This window comes from Streptomyces sp. NPDC012508 (assembly GCF_042902595.1).
GTDB lineage: Bacteria > Actinomycetota > Actinomycetes > Streptomycetales > Streptomycetaceae > Streptomyces.
This window is the reverse complement of record NZ_JBIBEO010000014.1, coordinates 16,037-40,664: the sequence shown is the minus strand read 5'-3', so window position 1 is coordinate 40,664 and position 24,628 is coordinate 16,037. Positions and strand designations below refer to the sequence as shown.

General features: G+C 73.7%; 1 protein-coding gene. It reads left to right on the top strand.

The genetic code is table 11. The features are described from left to right. On the top strand, positions 1 to 24,546 hold the full coding sequence (locus tag ACFY8U_RS35455; protein ID WP_389576239.1) for a type I polyketide synthase: 24,546 nt from the start codon (positions 1 to 3) through the stop codon (positions 24,544 to 24,546). Positions 24,547 to 24,628 lie beyond the last annotated feature (82 nt).

Genomic DNA, 24,628 nt, shown 5'->3' with positions numbered 1-24,628 from the left:
ATGAATACTCGTGACGAGAAGGCCGTAGAAGCCCTCAGGGCCTCCCTGAAGGAGGTCGAACGCCTTCGCAGGCAGAACCGGGAGATGCGGGACGCGTCCCGCGAACCGGTGGCCATCGTCGCGATGAGCTGCCGGCTCCCCGGCGGCGTCGCCGCGCCGGAGGAGCTGTGGCGGCTGGTCGCCGACGGCACCGACGCGATCGTGGACTTCCCCACCGATCGCGGCTGGACGGAGACCGGGCCCGCCCCGGAGGGCTACGCCCGCCGGGGCGGATTCGTACCGCACGCCACCGACTTCGACGCCGCGCTGTTCGGCATCAACCCGCGCGAGGCCCTCGCGATGGACCCCCAGCAGCGCCTGCTCCTCGAGGCGTCGTGGGAGGCCCTGGAACGGGCGGGCATCGACCCGCACTCGCTGGCCGGCAGCGACACCGGGGTCTTCATCGGCGCCTCGCCGACCGGGTACGCCACGGTCGGCCGGATGCCGGAGAGCACGGTGGGCTACCAGCTGACCGGCAGCGCCCACAGCGTGCTGTCCGGCCGGCTCTCCTACGTCTACGGCCTGGAGGGCCCGGCGGTCACCGTGGACACCGCCTGCTCGTCGTCGCTGGCCGCGCTCCATCTGGCGGTGCAGGCGCTCCGCCAGGGCGAGTGCGGCCGGGCGCTCGTCGGCGGCGTCGCCGTGATCACCACCCCGACCGCGTTCAGCGAGTTCGGCAAGCAGGGCGGCATGTCCTCCGACGGGCGCTGCAAGTCCTTCTCGGCCGGAGCGGACGGCACCGGCTGGAGCGAAGGTGTCGCGGTCCTGGTGGTGGAACGGCTCTCCGACGCGCGCCGGCTGGGGCACGACGTCCTGGCCGTCGTCCGGGGCAGCGCGATGAACCAGGACGGCGCGTCCAACGGCCTCACCGCCCCCAACGGCCCGTCCCAGCAACGTGTCATCCGCGCCGCGCTCGCCGCCGCCCGGCTCACCCCCGCCGACATCGACGCGGTGGAGGCGCACGGCACCGGCACCAAACTGGGCGACGCGATCGAGCTCAAGGCCCTCCAGGACACCTACGGCCGGGACCGGGACACCGCGCACCCGCTGTGGCTGGGCTCCCTCAAGTCGAACATCGGCCACACGCAGGCCACCGCCGGCGTCGCCGGCGTGATGAAGAGCGTGCTGGCGATGCACCACGACCAGCTGCCGCGCACGCTGCACGTCGAGGAGGAGAGCCCCAACGCCGCCCGCCCGGGCGGCGGCGTCCGCCTGCTGAGCGAACCGCGGTCGTGGCCGCGTGGAGAGGCGCCCCGGCGGATCGGCGTCTCGGCGTTCGGTATCAGCGGCACCAACGTCCACGTGATCATCGAAGAGGCGCCGGCCCCGGACCCCGACGGGTCGCCGGACGCCACCCCCTCCGCGCCGGACGAGGCGCGGCCCGCACAGCCCCACGGGCCGGTCGTCTGGCCGGTGTCGGCCCAGACCGCCGCCGCACTGCGCGTACAGGCCGAACGGCTGGCCGGGCAGCTCCAGGAGCGGCCCGACAGCCCCACCGACATCGCATGGTCGCTCGCGACCACCCGGGCCGACCTGACACACCGCGCGGTGGTGTCCGGCACAGGCCACGACGACCTGCTCGCCGGGCTCGGCGCGCTGGCGGCGGGCGCAACCGCCCCGGGCGTGATGACGGGCGTCGTCGGCGAGGGCCGGACGGCGTTCCTGTTCACCGGCCAGGGCGCGCAGCGCATGGGCATGGGCCGCGAACTGTACGAGACCCACCCCGCGTTCGCGGAGGCCTTCGACGCCGTGTGCGCCCGGTTGGACCTCGAACGGCCGCTGCGGGACGTGGTGTTCGGCGACGCGGACGCGCTCGGCCGGACCGTCTACGCCCAGGCCGGCCTGTTCGCCCTGGAAGTCGCGCTGTTCCGCCTCCTGGAGACCTGGGGCATCTTCCCCGACGTCCTGCTGGGCCACTCGATCGGCGAGGTCGCCTGCGCACACGTGGCGGGAGTGCTGTCGCTGGACGACGCCTGCCGACTGGTGTCTGCGCGCGGCCGGCTGATGGACGCGCTGCCCTCCGGCGGAGCGATGCTCGCCGTGGAGTCCGCCGAGGACGATCTCGAACTGCCCGACGGGGTGGACCTCGCTGCCGTCAACGGGCCCACCTCGGTGACCGTCTCCGGTGACGCCGACGCGATCACGGCACTGGAGGAGCGACTCCGGTCCCAGGGGACCCGGACCAAGCGGCTCACCGTCTCGCACGCGTTCCACTCGCACCTGATGGAGCCGATGCTCGACGAGTTCGCCGCCGTCGCACAGACGTTGACGTACCACACCCCCGAGATCCCCGTCGTCACCACCGCACCGGGCGACCTCGCCACCCCCGCCTACTGGGTGCGCCAGGTCCGGGAGCCCGTCCGCTTCGCCGACGGCGTGACGCAGCTACGCGCCGACGGCGTGACACGCGTGGTCGAACTGGGACCGGACGGGGTGCTGTGCGCCCTGGCGCAGCAGAACGCCGCGGACCTCGTCTGCGCACCCCTGCTGCGCAAGGACCGGGGCGAGCAGGAGACCGGCCTCGCCGCGCTCGGCCGCCTGTGGGTCTCCGGAGCCGACGTGGACTGGCCCGTTGTGCTGCCCGAAGGGCGCCGCGTCGACCTGCCCACCTACCCGTTCCAGCGCGAACGCTACTGGCCCGAGCCGCTCACGGACGACCCGGCCGCCGCCCCCACCCCCGCCGACGGTGACGAGGCCCGGTTCTGGGAGGCCGTCGAGCGCGAGGACCTCGCCGAACTGGCCCAGACCCTCGGCATACGGGACCACGCCGGGGCACTCGAAGAGGTCGTACCCGCGCTCTCCTCGTGGCGGCGCTCCCAGCACGAGGACGCCGTCCTCGACTCGTGGCGCTACCACGTCGAGTGGAAGCCGCTCGCCGACGACACCGACGGCAACGCCCCCACTGGCACCTGGCTGCTCCTCACCTCCGGCGAGACCGCCCCCGCACAGGAGGTGGCGGACGCCCTGCGCGCCGCCGGAGCCCAGGTCCGCGAGATGAGTCTGGCACCGGCAGACGACCGGTCCGCCATCGCCGAGCGGCTGGCCGACGCCGCCCCGGACGCGGTCCTGTACGTCACGGGAAGCCCGGACGGAAACCCGCCGCAGGCCACGGCCACCGAACTCGCTGTGCTGCTCAGGGTGTTCCAGGCGGTCAACGACGCGGAGTCCGACGCCCCCCTGTGGTGCCTGACCCGGGGCGCGGTGTCCACCGGAGACGACGACCGGCCGACCAGCCCCGAACAGGCACTGCTGTGGGGCCTGGGCCGCGTCGCCGCCCTCGAACGACCGGCGGTGTGGGGTGGCCTGATCGACCTGCCGCCGACCGTGGACGCCACCACGGGCGCACTGCTCACCTCACTGCTGGCCGGCGACAGGGGCGAGGACCAGGTGGCCCTGCGCGACGGCCGAGCCTACGGCCGCCGCGTCGTACGGGCCCCACAGGCCGAGACCCCCACGCGGCAGTGGACGACCGACGGCACCGTACTCGTCACCGGCGGCACCGGCGGACTCGGCGCCGACGTCGCCCGGTGGCTCGCGGGACGCGGCGTACCGCACCTGCTGCTTGCGAGCCGACGCGGCCCGGACGCACCCGGCGCCGACGACCTGACGGCCGAACTGACCGAGCTAGGCGCACAGGTGAACGTCGCCGCCTGCGACATCACCGACCGGGAGTCGCTGGCCGCCCTGCTGGCCGCAGTCCCCGCCGAGCACCCCCTCACCGGTGTCGTGCACACCGCCGGGGTCGGCGACGGCAGCCCGCTCCTCGAGACCGACGAGGCCGGGCTCGCCGACGTCATCGGCGGCAAGGTCACGGGCGCGGCCCTCCTCGACGAACTCACCGACGACCTCGACCTGTTCGTCGTGTTCTCCTCCATCGCCGCGACCTGGGGCAGCGGCGGACAGGGCGCCTACGCCGCCGGCAACGCGTACCTCGACGCACTGGTGGCCGACCGCCGCGCCCGCGGCCTGACCGGCACGGCGATCGCCTGGGGACCGTGGGCCGAGATCGGCATGGCCAAGGACGACGAGGTCGTGGAGGCACACCGCCGGCGCGGGCTGGCAGCACTGGACCCCAGGCTCGCCATCAGGGGGCTCGGCGGCGCGGTGGACCGCGACGAGACGTACGTGAGCATCGCGGACGTCGACTGGCAGCTTTTCGCACCCGCCTTTCTCTCCGGACGGCCCAGCCCGCTGCTCGCCGACCTTCCCGAAGCCGCCGAGGCAGCCGGCGACGCGGCCGATGCCCCCGACGCCGGCGCGGCGGCCTCGGAACTGCGCGACGCGCTGACCGCCGCACCCGAGTCGGAATGGCCTCGCCTGCTGCTGGAAGCCGTCCGCACCCACACCGCGAGGGTGCTCGGGCACGCCGGAGCGGGCGCCGTGGAACCCCGCCGGGCCTTCAGGGACGTCGGCTTCGACTCCTTGACCGCCGTGGAGCTGCGCAACGTCCTCACCGCCGAGACCGGGCTGCGGCTGCCGGCGACCCTCGTCTTCGACCACCCGACCCCGGTGGCGCTGAGCGAGTACCTGCTCGGCGAGCTGTCCGGCGGAGCGCGGACACCCGCGACGACATCGGCGGCACAGCTCCCCGCCCCGGCCGCGACCGACGACGACCCCGTCGTGATCGTCGGCATGAGCTGCCGCCTGCCGGGCGGCGTGGACGGCCCGCAGGCGCTGTGGGACGCCGTCGTGTCCGGCGCCGACGGAACCGGCCCCTTCCCGGCAGACCGCGGCTGGGAGGCCGACGTCGCCCACGCCGCGTACGCACTGCGCGGCGGCTTCGTGGACGCGGCGACGGACTTCGACGCGGGCCTGTTCAACATCTCGCCGCGCGAGGCCCTCGCGATGGACCCGCAGCAGCGCCTGCTCCTCGAAGCCTCCTGGGAGGCGCTCGAGCACGCCGGAATCGACCCGCTCTCCCTGCACCGCACCTCCACCGGCGTGCTGGTCGGCGCCTCCTCGTCCGGCTACGGCATCGGCACCGACCTGGCCACGGGGACGGAAGGGCACGTCCTCGCCGGCGGCGCCAACAGTGTGATCTCGGGCCGGGTGGCATACACCTTCGGTCTTGAAGGCCCCGCGGTGACGGTGGACACCGCGTGCTCGTCGTCGCTGGTCGCGATGCACCTGGCCGTGCAGGCGCTGCGCCAGGGAGAGTGCGAACTGGCACTGGCCGGCGGCATCACCGTCATGGCCGTGCCGAGCATCTTCGCCGAGTTCGAGCGCCAGGGCGGGCTCTCCTCCGACGGCCGGTGCAGGGCCTTCGCGGACGCGGCCGACGGCACCGGCTGGAGCGAGGGCGTCGGCCTGCTGGTGCTGGAGCGGCTCTCGGACGCCCGGCGCAACGGCCATGAAGTGCTGGCCGTCGTGCGGGGCTCGGCCGTCAACCAGGACGGCGCGTCGAACGGACTGACCGCGCCGAACGGCCCCTCCCAGGAGCGGGTCATCCGACGGGCACTGGCCGACGCCCGGCTGTGCACCGCCGACGTGGACGTGGTGGAGGCGCACGGCACCGGTACGACACTGGGCGACCCGATCGAGGCGCAGGCCCTGCTGGCGACATACGGCCAGGATCGCGAGGAGCCCCTCTACCTGGGCTCGTTGAAGTCCAACATCGGGCACACCCAGGCGGCCTCGGGCGTCGCGGGCGTGATCAAGATGGTCATGGCGCTGCGGCACGGAGTGCTGCCGCCGACGCTGCACGTGGACGAGCCGTCCTCCCGGGTGGACTGGGAGGCCGGGGCCGTCGAGCTGCTGACCGAGGCGCGCCAGTGGCCGGACACCGACCGGCCGCGCCGCGCCGGTGTCTCCTCGTTCGGAATGAGCGGTACGAACGCGCACGTGATCCTGGAGGCCCCGCCGCAGCCCGCCGACGAGGTGGCGCCCGCCGCCCCGGCGGTGAACGCCGACGGTGTGGTGCCGTGGGTGCTGTCGGGCCGTACGCAGCAGGCGCTGCGAGGGCAGGCCGCGCGTCTGCTCGACCACGTGCGGGAGCTGGACGCGGACGGCGGGCCGACGGTCGGTCGGATCGCTTCCTCCCTGGCGGCCACGCGCGCCGCTCTGGGCCACCGCGCGGTCCTCCTGGGCGCGGACCTGGCAGACCTGCGCCCGGCGCTCGAGGCCCTGGCCGAGGGCCGCGAGGTCGCCGACACGGTGACCGGTGTCGCGGGTACCACGCAGACCGGACCGGTGTTGGTGTTCCCGGGGCAGGGGTCGCAGTGGCTGGGGATGGGCCGGGAGCTGGCGGGCTGGTCGCCGGTGTTCCGGGAAGGCCTTGAGGAGTGCGCTGCGGCTTTGGAGCCGCACGTGGACTGGTCCCTGTGGGACGTGCTCGACAGCGAGGACGAGGCGTTGTGGGGTCGGGTGGATGTGGTCCAGCCGGTTCTGTGGGCGCTGATGGTGTCGCTGGCCCGGCTGTGGAAGTCGTGCGGCGTGACGCCGTCCGCCGTGGTCGGTCATTCGCAGGGTGAGATCGCGGCCGCGGTGGTGGCCGGTGGCCTGTCGGTCGTGGACGGCGCACGTGTGGTGGCGCTGCGTTCACGCGCGCTGCGGGTGCTGGCGGGCCGGGGCGGGATGGTGTCGCTCGCGGCGGGTCCGGACGTGGCCGCCGAGCTGGTGTCCGGCTTCGAAGGCCGGGTATCCGTTGCCGCTGTCAACGGTCCCGGTTCGACGGTGGTGTCCGGTGAGCCGGACGCACTCGACGCTCTGATGGCTCTGTGTGAGACGCGTGGGATACGGGCGCGCCGCGTGCCGGTGGACTACGCCTCGCACTCCGTACAGGTGGAAGAGTTGCGCGAGCAGATCCTCGCGGACCTGGCTCCGGTGGCACCGGTGTCGTCTTCGGTGCCGCTGTATTCGTCGGTGACCGGCGGCCGGATCGACACGGCGGTGATGGACGCCGGGTATTGGTACGAGAATCTGCGGTCGTTGGTCCGGTTCGACGAGGCGACGGGCGCGCTGCTGGCCGACGGCCGGTCGGTGTTCCTGGAGTCCAGCCCGCACCCCGTCCTGACCCCTGGCATCGGGGAAACCCTCGAAGCCGCCGACGCCGAGGGCACCGTCCTCGGCACCCTGCGGCGCGACGAAGGTGGAGCACAGCGGTTCCTGACCGCGCTGGCCCAGGCATGGACCGCCGGCGTGGACGTCGACTGGTCGAGCCTGCTGCCCGCCGGCTCCCGCGTCGAGCTGCCGACGTACGCCTTCCAGCGCGAGCGCTACTGGCCGAAGCAGGCCATGACCGGCGACGTCTCGGCCGTAGGCCAGTCCGGGCTCACCCACCCCCTGCTGGGCGCGGTCGTCGCCCTCCCCGACGGCGGCGCGGTGCTGACCGGCCGGCTGTCACCGTCCGCCCACGCGTGGCTCGCCGACCATGTCGTGCTCGGCGCGCAACTCGTGCCCGGCACCGCGCTGGTGGAGATGGCACTGCAGGCCGGCGACCAGGTCGGCTGCGGAGTGCTGCGCGAACTCGTGCTCCAGACCCCACTCGCCCCGGCGCCCGGCGGCGTGGCGATCCGCGTGGCAGTGGGCACGGCCGAGGACGACGGCGACCGCTCGGTGGAGATCTTCTCCCGTGCCGCCGACGACGCGGACTGGGTCTGCCATGCCGCGGGCCTCCTGGGCGTCTCGGAGGCCCCGGCCCTGACGGGCCCCGGCACGACCGGCGAGGAGGCATGGCCCCCCGTCGGTGCACGTCCGGTGGAGACGTCCGGCTTCTACGACGGCCTGGCCGCCGCCGGGTACGCGTACGGCCCCGCGTTCCAGGGGCTGCGCGCCGCGTGGCGACAGGGCGAGACGGTCTTCGCGGAGATCGCACTGGAGCAGGAGTCCGACACCGACGTGTTCGGGATCCATCCCGCGCTGCTCGACGCCGCGCTGCACGCGGCGGGCCTGGCCACCGTGGCCGAAGACCAGGGGACACGGCTGCCGTTCGCGTGGAAGGGAGTGTCCCTCCACGCCACGGGCGCCACGGTCCTGCGGGTGACGCTGACCGTCGGAGCGGACGGACTCGCCGTCCGCGCCACCGACCCGGCAGGACAGCCGGTGGTGACCATCGACTCCCTCGTCCTGCGCGAGATCACCCCCGACGCCCTCTCCCAGGCGCTGACCCGGGCCCAGGACCGCACCGTCCGCACCACCCTCTTCGCTCTCGACTGGACGCCCCTCCCGGACACCGGAAACCCCCCACCCGACACCACGGACTGGGTCACCACCGGTCCGTCCGCCTCCGGTACGCACCCGGCCGACACGACCCCGCCCGCACCGGTCACCGTGCTCGCCCTGCCGGACCCCACGCCCGAGGCCGACACGGCGCACGCGGTCCGGCAGACCACGCACGACGTCCTGCACGCCGTCCAGGAATGGCTCGCCGACGAACGGTCCGCTCAGGCACGCCTCGTGGTCCTCACCCGCGGCGCCGTCCCCGCGGCTCCCGGACAGGCCGTGACCGACCTCGCCGGAGCGGCGGTCTGGGGCCTGCTCCGCTCGGCGCAGACCGAACACCCGGGCCGGATCGTGCTGCTCGACCGCGACCCGGCGGGCGGCGACGACGAGACCTGGCCCGCCTGGGCCCTCGTCGACGACGAACCGCAGCTCGCCGTCCGCGACGGCCGGGCCCGGGTGCCCCGCCTCGCCCACCGCGCCACCGACGACGCGCTCGACGTCCCCGCCGGGACGACTGCCTGGCGGCTGGACGTCACCGACGAAGGAACCCTCGAGAACCTCGCCCTCGTCGCCAACCCCGAAGCCGACGCCCCCCTGGAACCCGGCCAGGTCCGGGTCGCCGTGCGCGCCGCCGGAGTGAACTTCAGGGACGTCCTCATCGCCCTCGGCATGTACCCCGACCAGGCCCGGATGGGCGCCGAAGCGGCCGGCGTGGTGACCGGGACCGGCCCCGGCGTCACCGATCTGGCCGTGGGCGACCGCGTGTTCGGCTTCTTCAGCGGCGGCATCGCCTCACGCGCCGTCACCGACCGCCGCCTGCTCGCTCCCATCCCCACAGGCTGGTCCTTCGCCCAGGCCGCGACCGTGCCCGTCGTCTTCTCCACCGCGTACTACGGCCTGACCGACGTGGCGGCCGCCCGCCCCGGAGAGTCGGTCCTCGTGCACTCGGCGGCGGGCGGCGTCGGCATGGCGGCGATCCAACTCGCCCGCCACCTCGGCCTGGAGGTGTTCGGCACGGCGAGCCCCGGGAAATGGGACACGCTGCGCTCCGCCGGCCTCGACGACACACACATCGGCTCCTCACGCGACCTCGCCTTCGAGGACCGCTTCCGGTCCGCGACCGGCGGCCGTGGCGTGGACGTGGTGCTCAACTCGCTGGCAGGCGAATTCGTCGACGCGTCGCTACGGCTCCTCGCCGACGGCGGCCGGTTCGCCGACATGAGCCGTACCGACCTGCGCGACACCGCTCAGGTGGCGGCTGACCACCCGGGAACGCACTACCGGGCGTTCAACCCCGCCGAAGCGGGAGCCGACCGCATGCGGGAGATCCTCCGCGAGGTCCTCGCCCTCTTCGACAGCGGCGCACTCACCCTGCTGCCCACCACCGTGTGGGACGTACGGGACGCGGCCTCCGCGTTCCGCCACATCAGCCAGGCCCGTCATGTCGGAAAGAACGTCCTGACCGTACCGGCACCCCTCGACCCCGACGGCACCGTCCTCATCACCGGCGGCACCGGGACCCTGGGCGGACTGCTCGCCCGGCACCTCGTCGCCGAGCACGGCGCCCGCAACCTCCTGCTGCTCAGTCGCCAGGGCACGCAGAGCGCGGGCGCCGCCGAACTGCTCGACGACCTCCACGCGCTCGGGGCCCGGGCCGAGATCGTCACCTGCGACGCCGCCGACCGCCAGGCGCTTGCGCAGGTCCTCGCGGCCGTCCCCGCCGAGCACCCGCTCACCGGCGTCGTGCACGCGGCAGGGACCCTCGACGACGGCGTGTTCGAGGCGATGACGCCCGCCCGCCTGGACGCCGTACTCCGGCCCAAGGTGGACGCGGCCGTCCATCTGCACGAACTGACCGCCGACGCCGACCTCGCCCTCTTCGCGCTCTACTCCTCCGCCGCGGCCACTTTCGGCACCGGCGGCCAGTCCAACTACGCGGCGGCGAACGGCTTCCTCGACGGCCTCGCCTCCTGGCGCCGCTCCCACGGCCTGCCCGCGCAGTCCCTGGGCTGGGGCCTGTGGGAACAGGCCAGCGCGATGACCGGCCATGTGCTCGACCCCTCGGCGGCACCGTCCGCGAGCAGGTCCAGCGGCAGGAAGGTCCCGACGCTGGGCACCGAGCTGGGCCTGGCGCTCTTCGACGCCGCGTCCGCCATGCACCTCCCGCACCTGGTGCCCGTCGCCCTCGACCGCACGCGCGACGCGGCGGTCCCGGCGCTGCTGCGCGGGCTGATCCGCCCGCTGGGCCGACGGGCCGCCGGCCGGGACTCGGACACCCACACCACCCTCGCACGGCGGCTGCACGGGCTGTCCGCCGCGGAACGGCGCGAGGCCGTGCTCGATCTCGTACGAGGCAACGCCGCGACGGTTCTCGGGCACGCCCACACCGAAGCGATCGGTGCCCGCCAGGCCTTCCGCGCCCTCGGCTTCGACTCGCTGACGGCCGTGGAACTGCGCAACCGCCTGAACGCAGCGACCGGTCTCCGGCTCCCGGCCACCCTGGTCTTCGACCACCCCACCCCTTCGGTACTCACCGACCATCTTGTCGGCCTGCTGGGCGGCGAGCCCGCACCGGAGGCCGTCGTACGACCGGAGACGGCCGCCGCCACGCACGAGGAGCCGATCGCGATCGTCGGCATGGCCTGCCGGCTGCCCGGCGGGGTCGCCTCACCGGGGGACCTGTGGTCACTGGTCAGCACCGGCGCGGACGCGATCGCCGGCTTCCCGGCGGACCGGGGCTGGCCGGCGCGGGTCGTCGCGGGGGAGGCCGCACGCGGCGGTTTCGTGGACGGGGCGACGGAGTTCGACGCGGGGCTGTTCGGGATCTCGCCGCGTGAGGCGCTGGCGATGGACCCGCAGCAGCGGCTGCTCCTCGAGGCCTCGTGGGAGGCGTTCGAGTCCGCGGGCATCCTGCCCTCCGACGCGCACGGATCGGCCACCGGCGTCTTCGTCGGTGCCGCCCACGCCCAGTACGGCCTGGGAATGCACCTGCCGGACTCGGCGGCCGGTCACGTGATGACCGGTACCGCGACCAGCGTGGCCTCGGGCCGGCTGGCGTACGCCTTCGGGCTCGAAGGGCCCGCGGTGACGGTGGACACGGCGTGTTCGTCGTCGCTGGTGGCGCTGCACCTGGCGGTGCAGGCGCTGCGCTCGGGCGAGTGCGACATGGCGCTGGCCGGTGGCGTCACGGTGATGTCCACCCCTGGTGTCATCACCGAGTTCGACCGGCAGCGCGGCCTGGCCTCGGACGGCCGGTGCAAGGCGTTCGCGGACGACGCGGACGGCACCGGTATGTCCGAGGGCGTGGGCCTGCTGCTCGTGGAGCGGCTGTCGGATGCTCTCGCGCGAGGCCATGAGGTGTTGGCTGTGGTACGGGGTTCGGCGGTCAATCAGGACGGTGCGTCCAACGGTCTGACGGCGCCGAACGGTCCGTCGCAGGAGCGGGTGATCAGGCGGGCGTTGGCGAACGCGCGGCTGGCTCCGTCGGATGTGGATGTGGTGGAGGCGCACGGGACGGGTACGCGGCTGGGTGACCCGATCGAGGCGCAGGCGTTGCTGGCGACGTACGGGCAGGACCGTGTGGAGCCGCTGTATCTGGGGTCGGTGAAGTCGAACATCGGTCACACGCAGGCGGCTGCGGGTGTGGCGGGTGTGATCAAGATGGTGTTGGCGATGCGGCACGGGATCGTGCCGGCGACGCTGCATGTGGACGAGCCGTCGTCGCGGGTGGACTGGTCGGTGGGCGCGGTGCGCCTGGCGACGGAGAACCGGGAGTGGCCTGAGACGGACCGTCCGCGCCGGGCAGGCGTCTCCTCGTTCGGTATCAGCGGCACCAACGCCCACATCATCCTTGAACAGGCCCGACCGGACGCCCCCGCCGATGTGGTGGACACACCAGGAACCCTGGGCTGGGTGGTCTCGGCCCACACGGAAGAAGGGCTGCGCGCCCAGGCGGAGCGCCTGACCCAGGTGCCCACGGAACACGAGCTCGCCGCGCGGGACGTGGCGTGGTCACTGGCCACGACCAGAGAGGCCCTGGACCACCGAGCGGTCATCGTCGGCAGCGCCCCGTCGGACCTCGCGGACGGCCTGTCCGCCCTGGCCGCAGCCGAGCCCTCGACCCGGGTCGTCACCGGCACCGCGCGCGAGGGCAGGACCGCGTTCCTGTTCTCGGGTCAGGGTGCGCAGCGGGTCGGGATGGGACGTGAGCTGTACGACGCCTTCCCGGTCTTTGCCGATGCTTTCGACGCCGTCTGTGCGCGAGTGGACCTCGAACGGCCACTGCGCGAAGTCGTGTTCGAGGACAGCGAGGCGCTGGACCGCACCGTCTACGCACAGGCGGGGCTGTTCGCGGTCGAGGTGGCGTTGTTCCGGCTGGTGGAGTCCTGGGGCGTGACCCCGAATGTACTGGTCGGGCACTCGATCGGTGAGCTGGCTGCCGCGCATGTGGCCGGGGTGCTTTCGCTGGAAGATGCGTGCCGTCTGGTGTCGGCGCGTGGCCGGTTGATGGATGCGCTGCCGTCGGGCGGCGCGATGCTGGCCGTCGAAGCATCCGAAGACGGGCTGGAACTGCCCGAGGGTGTGGACCTGGCGGCTGTGAACGGCCCCACTTCGGTGACGGTTTCGGGCGACGCCGACGCGATCCGTGCGCTGGAGGAACGGCTCCGAGCAGAGAACGTACGGGTCAAGCGGCTCACCGTCTCCCACGCGTTCCACTCGCACCTGATGGAGCCGATGCTCGACGATTTCGCGACGGTCGCGAAGTCGTTGACGTACAACTCCCCGACGATCCCGATGATCACCACAGCGCCGGGTGACATGGCGACCCCCGAGTACTGGGTCGGCCAGATCCGCGAACCCGTCCGCTTCTCGGAGGCGATCGCTTCCCTGACCGGGCACTCGCGGTTCCTCGAACTCGGCCCCGATGGGGTGCTCTGCGCCGTGGCTCAGCAGTCTGCCGGTGAGGGTGTGTTCGCGCCGTCGCTGCGCAAGGACCGTGACGAGAGCGAGTCGGTGCTGGCGGCGCTGGGTCGTCTGTGGGCGTCGGGTGTCGAAGTGGACTGGTCGGCAGTGCTGCCGGCGGGCCACCGCGTCACGCTCCCGACGTACGCCTTCCAGCGCGAGCGATACTGGCCTGAGGCGTCCGCGATCGGATCGGAGGCTGGCGCGGCCGGGTACTCCGACGAGGTCGAGGCCCGGTTCTGGGAGGCCGTCGAGCGCGAGGACCTCGCCGGATTGGCCGACACCATCGGACTCCCGGACACGTCGGAGCACCTGGACTCCGTGCTCCCCGCCCTCTCGGCGTGGCGACGCTCGCGCCGCGAGGAGTCGCTGACCGAGTCCTGGCGCTACCGCGTCACCTGGACCCCGCTCGCCGGCCTCGTGGAGACGGCCGAGTCTGCCGGCATCCTGTCCGGCACCTGGCTGCTCGTCGGCGAGCCCCGGCCCGCCCTCGCCGACGCACTCCGCGCCGCCGGTGCCGACGTATGCCCGGTGTCAGGCGACGCCGAAAGCCTCGGCGCCGTCCCGCACCCCGTCACGGGCATCGTCGTGGTGGTCCCGTCCACCGCGGTGGTGACCGAATCCGTGGCCCTTCTGAGGCGGCTGGACGAAGCGAAGATCGACGCTCCTGTGTGGCTGGTCACGAGCGGGGCGGTGTCGGTCGGCCGCTCCGACCCGCTGCGCAGCCCCGAGCAGGCACAGGCGTGGGGACTCGGCCGAGTCGCGGCCCTGGAACAGCCGCGCCGCTGGGGCGGCCTGATCGACCTCCCGGCCGAGCCCGACGCCCGCGCGACCCGACTCATGGTGTCCCTCCTCGCGGGCGGCACCGGCGAGGACCAGGTGGCGGTGCGCACCTCGGGTGCGTACGGCCGACGCCTGGCCCGTAAGACCGGGGACGGCCCGGTCGCAGCGCCCTGGACGCCCACCGGCACCATCCTGATCACGGGCGGGGCAGGGGCGCTCGGCGGACACGTGGCGCGCTGGCTCGCCGGGCGCGGCGCGCCCCACCTGGTGCTGCTCGGCCGCCGAGGCGGGGACACGCCCGGCACGCAGGCACTGGTGGCCGAACTGGCCGCTCTCGGCACCGAGGCGACCGTCGCCGCGTGCGACGTCACCGACCGGACCGCGCTCGCGGCGGTGCTGGACGCGATCCCGGACGCGCACCCGCTGACCGGCATCGTGCACGCCGCCGGAGCAGGACAGGCCATGCCGCTCGCGGACACCGACGACGCGGAGATCGCCCGCGTCCTGGACGCCAAGGTGGCCGGCGCCGCACATCTCGACGAGCTGACCCGTGAACGCGGCCAGGAGCTGGACCTGTTCGTCGTCTTCTCGTCGATCGCCGCCACCTGGGGCAGCGGCGGGCAGGCCGTCTACGCGGCCGCGAACGCTCACCTGGACGCGCTCGTCGAACAGCGGCGGGCACAGGGGATCACGGGCACCTCGGTGGCGTGGGGGCCGTGGGCCGGACCCGGCATGGCCGAGGTGGGCGGCGCGGAGGAGCACCTGCACCGGCACGGTCTGGTCGCCCTCGACCCGCACCTCGCCGTCGTCGCCCTCGCCCGCGCCGTGGACCTGGGCGAGAGCTGCGTGACCGTCGCCGACGTGGACTGGACGCGCTTCGCCCCCGCCTTCGTGTCCGGCCGCGCCAGCGCCCTCCTCACCGGGCTGCCCGAGGCCGCGGCGGCACTCGCGCCCGTACCGACGGTCGGCGCCCAGACCTCGGGGTTCCGCGACAGCCTCGTAGCCGCACCCGAGGGACGACGTCACGGAATGCTGCTCGACCTGATCCGGTCGCGTGCCGCCGTCTGCCTCGGCCTGCCCTCCGCGGCAGCCGTCGAAGCCGGCCGGTCTTTCCGCGATCTCGGCTTCGACTCGCTCACCGCCGTTGAACTGCGCGACCTGCTGGGCGCGGAGACCGGGCTCGCGCTGCCCGCGACCCTCGTCTTCGACCACCCGAACACCGACGCGCTCGCGGCACATCTGGCCGGCGAGCTGCTGGAACACGCCGGTCCGCTCGCCTCGGCGAACCCGGCCGTGCAGGGCACCGTCGTGGCCCCCGCGGACGAACCGATCGCGATCGTCGGCATGAGCGCCCGCTACCCCGGCGGGGTGCGCTCGGCCGATCAGATGTGGGACCTGGTCGCGCGCAAGGGCGACGGCGTCGCCGGATTCCCGGCCGACCGGGGATGGCCGGCCGACGCCATGGAAGGCGTATCGGCCGCCGGCGGCTTCGTCGACGGCGCGACGGAGTTCGACGCGGGCCTGTTCGGGATCTCGCCGCGCGAGGCGCTGGCGATGGACCCGCAGCAGCGGCTGCTGCTCGAGGCCTCGTGGGAGGCGTTCGAGTCGGCGGGGATGAATCCGCGCTCGCTGCGCGGCCGCCCGGTCGGCGTGTTCGCGGGAGCCTCCTCGTCCGGGTACGGCGACGCCGGCGGCCTGGACGGAGCCGAGGGGTACCTTCTCGCCGGCACCGCCAACAGTGTGATCTCGGGCCGGGTGGCGTACGCCTTCGGGCTCGAAGGGCCCGCGGTGACGGTGGACACGGCGTGTTCGTCGTCGCTGGTCGCGATGCATCTGGCGGCGCAGGCGCTGCGCAACGGCGAGTGCGACATGGCGCTGGCCGGTGGCGTGACGGTGATGACGACTCCGGGCGTGTTCGCGGAGTTCGAGCGCCAGGGCGGCCTGGCCTCGGACGGCCGGTGCAAGGCGTTCGCGGATGCCGCCGACGGCACGGGCTGGGGCGAGGGCGTCGGCGTACTGGTGCTGGAGAAGCTGTCCGACGCGCGACGACTGGGGCACGAGGTGCTGGCGGTCCTGCGCGGCTCGGCCGTCAATCAGGACGGCGCGTCCAACGGCCTGACCGCCCCGAACGGCCCCTCCCAGCAGCGGGTCATCCGTCAGGCGCTGACGGCGGCGCGGCTGTCCCCGTCGGACGTCGACGCGGTCGAAGGGCACGGTACGGGCACCAGGCTGGGTGACCCCATCGAGGCGCAGGCCCTGCTGGCGACATACGGACAGGACCGCGACGAACCCCTGTACCTGGGCTCGGTGAAGTCCAACATCGGTCACACCCAGGCGGCTTCCGGCGTCGCCGGCGTGATCAAGATGGTGCTGGCGATGCGGCACGGCGTCCTTCCGGCGACGCTGCACGTGGACGAGCCGTCGTCGCAGGTGGACTGGTCGGCCGGTGCGGTGCGGCTGCTGACGGAGGCACGGGAGTGGCCGGAGGCCGGCCGTCCCCGTCGGGCGGGCGTGTCGTCGTTCGGAATCAGCGGCACCAACGCCCACATCATCCTCGAAGAAGCAGAACCCACCCCGCAGGCCGCCCTCCCGGTGGCCGCGGCGGACACCCTGGGCTGGGTCGTCTCGGCCCACACCGCAGAGGGGCTGCGCGCCCAGGCGGAGAACCTCGTCCGCGTGCACGCGGAGCTCGACGTCGCCGCGCGGGACGTGGCGTGGTCACTGGCGACGGGACGTGCGGCGCTGGAGCACCGGGCGGTCGTGCTCGGTGACGACCGGGACGAGCTGCTGGCCGGGCTGGGCGCACTGGCCGAGGACAGGCCCGTGCCGTCCGTGGTGCGCGACGAGGCCGAGCCCGGCGGGCTGGCGCTGCTGTTCACGGGACAGGGCGCGCAGCGCGTAGGTATGGGCCGCGAGCTGTACGAGGCGTTCCCGGCGTTCGCGGACGCGTTCGACGCGGTGTGTGCGCGGGTGGACCTCGAACGGCCGCTGCGTGACGTCGTGTTCGAGGACGGCGAGGCCCTGGACCGGACCGTCTACGCGCAGCCTGCTCTGTTCGCAGTCGAGGTGGCGCTGTTCCGATTGGTCGAGTCCTGGGGTGTCACCCCGGACGTCCTGGTGGGCCACTCGATCGGTGAGCTGGCCGCCGCGCACGTGGCCGGAGTGCTGTCCCTGGACGACGCCTGCGCTCTCGTCTCAGCACGCGGGCGCTTGATGGACGCGCTGCCGTCGGGCGGCGCGATGCTGGCCGTCGAGGCAGCAGAAGACGGGCTGGAACTGCCCGACGGCGTGGACCTTGCGGCCGTCAACGGCCCCACCTCCCTGACGGCGTCCGGCGACGCCGATGCGATCGCGGAACTGGAGGAGCAGCTCCGTGCGCAGGGCGTACGGGTCAAGCGGCTCACCGTCTCCCACGCGTTCCACTCGCACCTGATGGAGCCGATGCAGGCCGAGTTCGCGGCGGTCGCGAAGTCGTTGACGTACAACGCTCCGACGATCCCGATCGTCGCCACGGCGCCGGGCGACATGGCGACTCCGGACTACTGGGTCGCCCAGATCCGCGAGCCCGTCCGCTTTGCCGACGCCGTACGCCAGTCCCAGGACTCCGGTGCCAGCCGCTTCCTCGAACTCGGCCCCGACGGGGTGCTCTGCGCCCTTGCCCAGCAGAGCCTCCCCGAGCACGCTCCCGCGCCGCTGCTGCGCAAGGACCGGGGAGAGACGGCCACCGTGCTGCGTGCGCTGGCGGGCCTCTGGGCCTCGGGCGTCGCGGTCGACTGGGCCACGGTGCTGCCCGAGGGCCATCGCGTCACACTGCCGACGTACGCCTTCCAGAGCGAGCGGTACTGGCCGCAAGCCGCCGTCTCCGCGGACGTCGTGCCCGCCGCCGACGCGGTGGACACGCGCTTCTGGGACGCGGTCGAACGCGCCGACGTGGACCAGCTCGCCGGCCTCCTCGGCTCCGGCGGCTCCGTGGACCTGCTCGCCCCGGCGCTGCCGGTGCTTTCCTCGTGGAGCCGTCAGCGGCGCCGCGAATCCGTGCTCGGATCGTGGCGCTACCGCACCACGTGGCGCCCGGTCGCCGGCCTGCCCGCGACCACCCCGTCCCTGACCGGCCGCTGGCTGCTGGTCGTACCCGAGACGCCCGACGGCGACGTCGCGTCCGCTCCGGCCGACGCGGTCGCCGCGGCGCTCGCGGCCGCCGGTGCCGAGCCGTTCCGGCTCGCGGTGCCCACCGACACGGACCGCGCCGCACTCGCCGCTCGCCTCGCAGCCGCGGGCCCGGTGCAAGGAGTGGTCTCGCTCGCTGCCTGGGCGCAGCAGCCGGCACCGGGCTCGGCGGTGCCCGCCGGACTCACGCTCAACCTGAACCTGTTCCAGGCACTAGGCCATGCCGGGATCACCGCCCGCTGCTGGGCGCTGACCTCCGGAGCGGTCTCCGTCGGGCGCGCGGACATGCTGACCCACCCGGTACAGGCGCAGACCTGGGGCCTGGGAATGGTCGCCGCACTGGAGCACCCGGACCGGTGGGGCGGACTGGTCGATCTCCCGCCCGTCCTGGACGCACGAGGCGGGGCCCGGCTGGCCGCCGTCCTCGGCGGAAGCACGGGCGAGGACCAAGTGGCCGTCCGTGACTCCGCGGCGTACGGACGACGCCTGGTGCGCGCGGAATCCGGCGCAAGCGGCGCGTCGTGGTCGCCGTCGCGGCCCGGTTCGGTCCTGGTGACCGGTGGCACCGGCGCGCTGGGCGCGGTGGTCGCCCGCCGACTGGCCGACCGAGGCGTACCGTGCGTGCTCCTGCTGAGCCGGCGCGGCACACACGCCCCCGGCGCGGCCGAACTCGTCGCTGAACTGGGCGAGAAGGGCACGCGCGTGATCGTGGCGACGGGCGACGTGAGCGATCGGGAGGCACTGACCGCGGCACTGGCTCAGCTCCCGGCGGAACTCCCGCTGACCGGAGTCGTCCATGCCGCGGGCGCACTGGACGACGGCACCCTCGACACGCTCACCCCCGAGCGCTTCGAGGCGGTACTGACGGCGAAGGCGTCCGGTCTGGTGACACTCGACGAACTGACCCGGCCGTACGACCTGGACTTCTTCGTGGCGTTCTCTTCGCTGGCCGGGACTGTCGGCAGCGCCGGACAGGGGAACTACGCCGCGGCCAACGCCTTCGTCGACGCGTGGATGCGCGGGCGGCGCGAACAAGGACTTCCCGGGGCGTCGATCGCCTGGGGACCGTGGGCGCACAACGGCATGGCAGCCGAGGACCAGGCCGTGGCCGGGCGACTGCGCCGCGGCGGCCTGTCGCCGATGGACCCGGACCTGGCCGTGACGGCGCTCGAACACGTCATCGCGGGCGACGACACCGAACCGCAGTCGGCGGTGGCCGACATCGACTGGTCGCTGTTCGCCGCCGGGTTCACCGAGAGCCGGCCGAGCGTCCTGCTGTCCGAACTGCCCGAGGTGGCCTCGGCCGTACGGGCCCCGAGCGGTGACTCCGCCCCGGCCGGAGGGTTCAGGGCCGAGCTGGCCGCGGCACCGGCGAGCCGACGCGGCGCCCTCCTGCTGGACGCGGTCCGCGCGTGGGCCGCGGCGGTGCTCGGGCACCGCTCGGCGGACGCGATCGGTGCCCGCCAGGCGTTCCGTGACCTCGGCTTCGACTCGCTGGCAGCCGTGGAGCTGCGCAACCTGATCGGTGCCCGCACGGGTCTGACGCTGCCCGTCTCGCTGGTGTTCGACCGGCCGACCCCGGAGGCCCTGGCGCGCTTCCTCGAACAGGAGATGTTCGGCGCGGAGTCGTCGGAGGAGCCGGCAGTCGCCGGGACTGTCATCGGGACCGGCACCGACGCGGCCGACGAGCCGGTGGTGATCGTCGGTATGAGCTGCCGGTTCCCCGGCAGCGTATCGACGCCCGACGAACTGTGGGGGCTGCTGACAGGCGGAGTCGACGCGATGACCGGATTCCCGGCCGACCGCGGATGGAAGCCCGGCAGCGCCCGCGGGGCGTTCGCGCCGGAGGGCGGCTTCGTTGACGGGGTGACGGAGTTCGACGCGGGGCTGTTCGGGATCTCGCCGCGTGAGGCGCTGGCGATGGACCCGCAGCAGCGGCTGCTCCTCGAGGCCTCGTGGGAGGCGTTCGAGTCCGCCGGGGTGGATCCGCGCGGAGTGCGGGGCAGCGCGGTCGGCGTCTTCGCCGGCACGAACGGCCAGGACTACCCCCAGGTGGTCGCCGCCTCGGGTGAGCCCATCGAAGGACACGTGGCCACCGGGAACGCCGCGGCGGTCCTCTCCGGCCGGGTGTCGTACGCCTTCGGGCTCGAAGGGCCCGCGGTGACGGTGGACACGGCGTGTTCGTCGTCGCTGGTGGCGCTGCACCTGGCCGCCCAGGCTCTGCGCTCGGGTGAGTGCGACATGGCGCTGGCCGGTGGCGTCACAGTGATGTCCACACCGACGGTGTTCGCGGAGTTCGAGCGGCAGGGCGGACTGGCGGCCGACGGCCGCTGCAAGGCGTTCGCGGATGCCGCCGACGGCACGGGCTGGGGCGAAGGTGTGGGTGTGCTCCTGGTGGAGCGGCTGTCGGATGCTCTCGCGCGTGGCCATGAGGTGTTGGCTGTGGTGCGGGGTTCGGCGGTCAATCAGGACGGTGCGTCGAACGGTCTGACGGCGCCGAACGGTCCGTCGCAGGAGCGGGTGATCAGGCGGGCGTTGGCGAACGCGCGGCTGGCTCCGTCGGATGTGGATGTGGTGGAGGCGCACGGTACGGGTACGCGGCTGGGTGACCCGATCGAGGCGCAGGCGTTGCTGGCGACGTACGGGCAGGACCGTGTGGAGCCGCTGTATCTGGGGTCGGTGAAGTCGAACATCGGTCACACGCAGGCGGCTGCGGGTGTGGCGGGTGTGATCAAGATGGTGTTGGCGATGCGGCACGGGATCGTGCCGGCGACGCTGCATGTGGACGAGCCGTCGTCGCGGGTGGACTGGTCGGTGGGCGCGGTGCGTCTGGCGACGGAGTCGCGGGATTGGCCTGAGGCGGACCGTCCGCGCCGGGCAGGTGTCTCGTCGTTCGGTATCAGCGGCACCAACGCCCACATCATCCTCGAAGCCGCGCCCGCCGCCGACGACACGGCCGACCCGCAGGACGACGCCGCGGCGCCGTGGCTGCTGTCGGGCAGGTCGCCCAAGGCGCTGGCCGCACAGGCCGAGCGGCTGCGCGGGTTCCTCGCCGGACGGCCGGACCTGGCACCCGCGACGGTGGCCCGGACCCTGCTGTCGCGTGCCCGACTGGAACACCGCGCGGTGGTGTCCGGTGCCGACCGCGACGAGCTGCTGGCCGGGCTGAGCGCGCTGGCCACTGGCGAGCATGCCCGGAGCGTGGTGCGAGACCGGGTCGCGCACGGCGGGCTGGCGTTCCTCTTCTCGGGTCAGGGCGCGCAGCGGGTCGGGATGGGCCGTGAGCTGTACGAGGCGTTCCCGGTGTTCGCCGACGCCTTCGACGCCGCCTGTGCGCGGGTGGACCTCGAACGGCCGCTGCGGGACGTCGTGTTCGGTGAGGATGCCGAGCTGCTGGCCCGTACGGCGTACACGCAGCCTGCTCTGTTCGCGGTCGAAGTGGCGCTGTTCCGTCTGGTGGAGTCTTGGGGTGTGACCCCGGAGGTGCTGGTCGGGCATTCGATCGGTGAGCTGGCCGCCGCGCATGTGGCCGGGGTGCTGTCCCTGGACGATGCCTGTGCTCTCGTCTCGGCACGCGGCCGTTTGATGGACGCGCTGCCGTCGGGCGGCGCGATGCTGGCCGTGGAGGCGGCCGAGGACGGGCTGGAACTGCCCGAGGGTGTGGACCTGGCGGCCGTCAACGGCCCCACCTCCCTGACAGTCTCGGGCGACGCCGATGCGATCGGTGCGCTGGAGGAACGGCTCCGAGCACAGGGCGTACGCGTGAAGCGGCTGACCGTTTCGCACGCGTTCCACTCGCACCTGATGGAGCCGATGCTCGACGAGTTCGCGACGGTCGCGAAGTCGTTGACGTACAACGCTCCGACGATCCCGATCGTCGCCACGGCGCCGGGCGTCATGGCGACTCCGGACTACTGGGTCGCCCAGATCCGCGAGCCCGTTCGCTTTGCCGACGCCGTACGCCAGGCCCACGACGCCGGCGCCACCCGCTTCCTCGAACTCGGCCCCGATGGGGTGCTCTGCGCCTTGGCTCAGCAGTCTGCCGGTGAGGGTGTGTTCGCGCCGTCGCTGCGCAAGGACCGTGACGAGAGCGAGTCGGTGCTGGCGGCGCTGGGTCGTCTGTGGGCGTCGGGTGTCGAGGTGGACTGGTCGGCAGTGCTGCCGGCGGGCCACCGCGCCATGCTGCCGACGTACGCGTTCCAGCGGGAGCGTTACTGGCCCGAGGCGTCCGCGCCCCCCGCGGAGGCTGGCACGTCCGGGCATTCCGACGAGGTCGAGGCCCGGTTCTGGGAGGCCGTCGAGCGCGAGGACCTCGCCGGACTGGCCGACACCATCGGACTCCCCGATGCCCCCGACGAGTTCGGGAACCTGCTGCCGGCGCTCTCGTCGTGGCGCAGGCGCTCCCGGGAGGACTCGGCGCTGGCCGGGTTGCGCTACCGGGTCGACTGGCGGCCCACCGTCGTGCCGGATGCCGTGCTCGACGGAACCTGGCTGCTCGTCATCGAGACGGGCGACGCGGACGACGACGCGGGCGTGGGTGACGCGCTCCGGGCCGCCGGTGCCGAAGTCGTCCGCCTGGCGGTGGACGCGGCCCGATCCGACCGGGACGACCTGGCCGCACGCCTCCGTGCGTCCGCCGACGCCGTCACGGGCGGCATCACCGGTGTCGTCCACGTGGCAGGACCGCACGCCGGCTTGCCCATGGAACTCGCCCTCGTCCAGGCCCTCGGCGACGCCGAGCTCGGCGCGCCCCTGTGGTGCCTGACCCGCGGCGCCGTCGCGGTCAACGCGAGCGACCGCGTCACCCAACCCGAGCACGCCCAGCTGTGGGGCTTCGGGCAGGTCGCCGCGCTCGAGAACCCCAAGCGCTGGGGCGGCCTGATCGACCTGCCCGTCGACCAGGGCGCATGGAACCCGGCCAGGCTGGTCGCCGTCCTCGCCGGTGTCACGGGCGAGGACCAGGTCGCCGTACGCGGCGGTCGCGTCCTCGGTCGCCGCCTCCTCCGGGCCGGCCACGCGGAGCAGGCCGCACCGGCCTGGACACCGTCGCGACCGGGCACGGTGCTGGTCACCGGCGGCACCGGTGCGCTCGGAGCCACCGTGGCCCGGTGGCTGGCGGACCGAGGCGTCGCGCATCTGCTGCTCACCGGCCGCCGCGGCTCGCAGGCCCCCGGCGCCGCGGAACTGATCGCCGAGCTGGAGGCCAAGGGCACCCGGGTGACCGTCGCCCAGTGCGACGTCTCCGACCGGGAAGCGGTGGCCGAGCTCCTCGCCTCCGTCCCCGCGGACCTGCCGCTGACCGGCATCGTCCATGCCGCGGGTGTCCCTCAGGCGGAGCTGGTGGAACGCACCGGGCCCGAGGCCATCGCGGAGGTGACCGACGGGAAGGTACGCGGAGCGGCCCACCTGCACGAGCTCACCACGGACGCCGACACGTACGCGGACCTCGAACTCTTCGTGGTCTTCTCGTCCATCGCGGCCACCTGGGGCAGCGGCGGGCAGGCCCTGTACGCGGCGGGCAACGCATACCTGGAGGCGCTGGTCCGCGCCCGCAGGGACCGCGGGCTGGCCGGCACCTCGGTGGCATGGGGGCCGTGGGCGGGATCCGGCATGGCCGCGACGGGGGAGGCGGAGGAGTACCTGCACCGCCGCGGTCTCACCCCCCTCGACCCGCAGCTCGCCACCGCCGCGCTGGCGCAGGCGATCGACGGCGGAGAGTCCGCGCTGACGGTCGCCGACGTCGACTGGGCGCGGTTCACGCCGGTGTTCACCTCGGGCAGGCCGAGCCCGCTCCTTGCCGAGCTGCCGGACGCGGTCCGCGCACTGACGGCGGAGGTACAGGACGACGAGGGCGACACCGGCCTGCGCGACCGGCTCGCCACCCTCGGCGCCGGCGAGCGGCTGGCCGAACTCGCCAGACTGATCCGGCACACCCTCACCGTTGTCCTCCGCTACGCCCCGGACGAGCACATCGACGACTCCCGGCCCTTCAGCGACCTGGGATTCGACTCCCTGACCGCGGTCGAGTTCCGGGACCTGCTGGCCCGGGAGTGCGGACAGCCACTCCCGGCCACGCTCGTCTTCGACCACCCGACACCGGCCGCGCTCGCCGACCATCTGCACCGGACGCTGCCGGGCGCCGCACCGGTCACGGACGTCGGGCCGCTGATCGGAGCACTTGACGCGCTGGAGGCCGTGGTGGCCGACAGCCCGCCGGACGAGCTGTCGAAGGCGCGGCTCACCGTCCGCCTGCAGGCCTTCCTCGACACGTGGACGGCGACCGGCCCGGCCGGCAGGACCACCAGGACGGTGCGGGTGGGCGATGCCGCCGACACCGCCGACGAGCCCGTGGCCGACCGGATCGCCGCCACCGATGACGACGACGAGCTGATCAACCTCATCCGTGAGCAGCTCGGCGACGGCCTGGCCGACTGATCTCGCCGCCCGAAGCGACGTGGGCCGAAACGACGTGGCCCGGACCGGTGTCAACCGGTCCGGGCCACGTCGTCGATGCCGA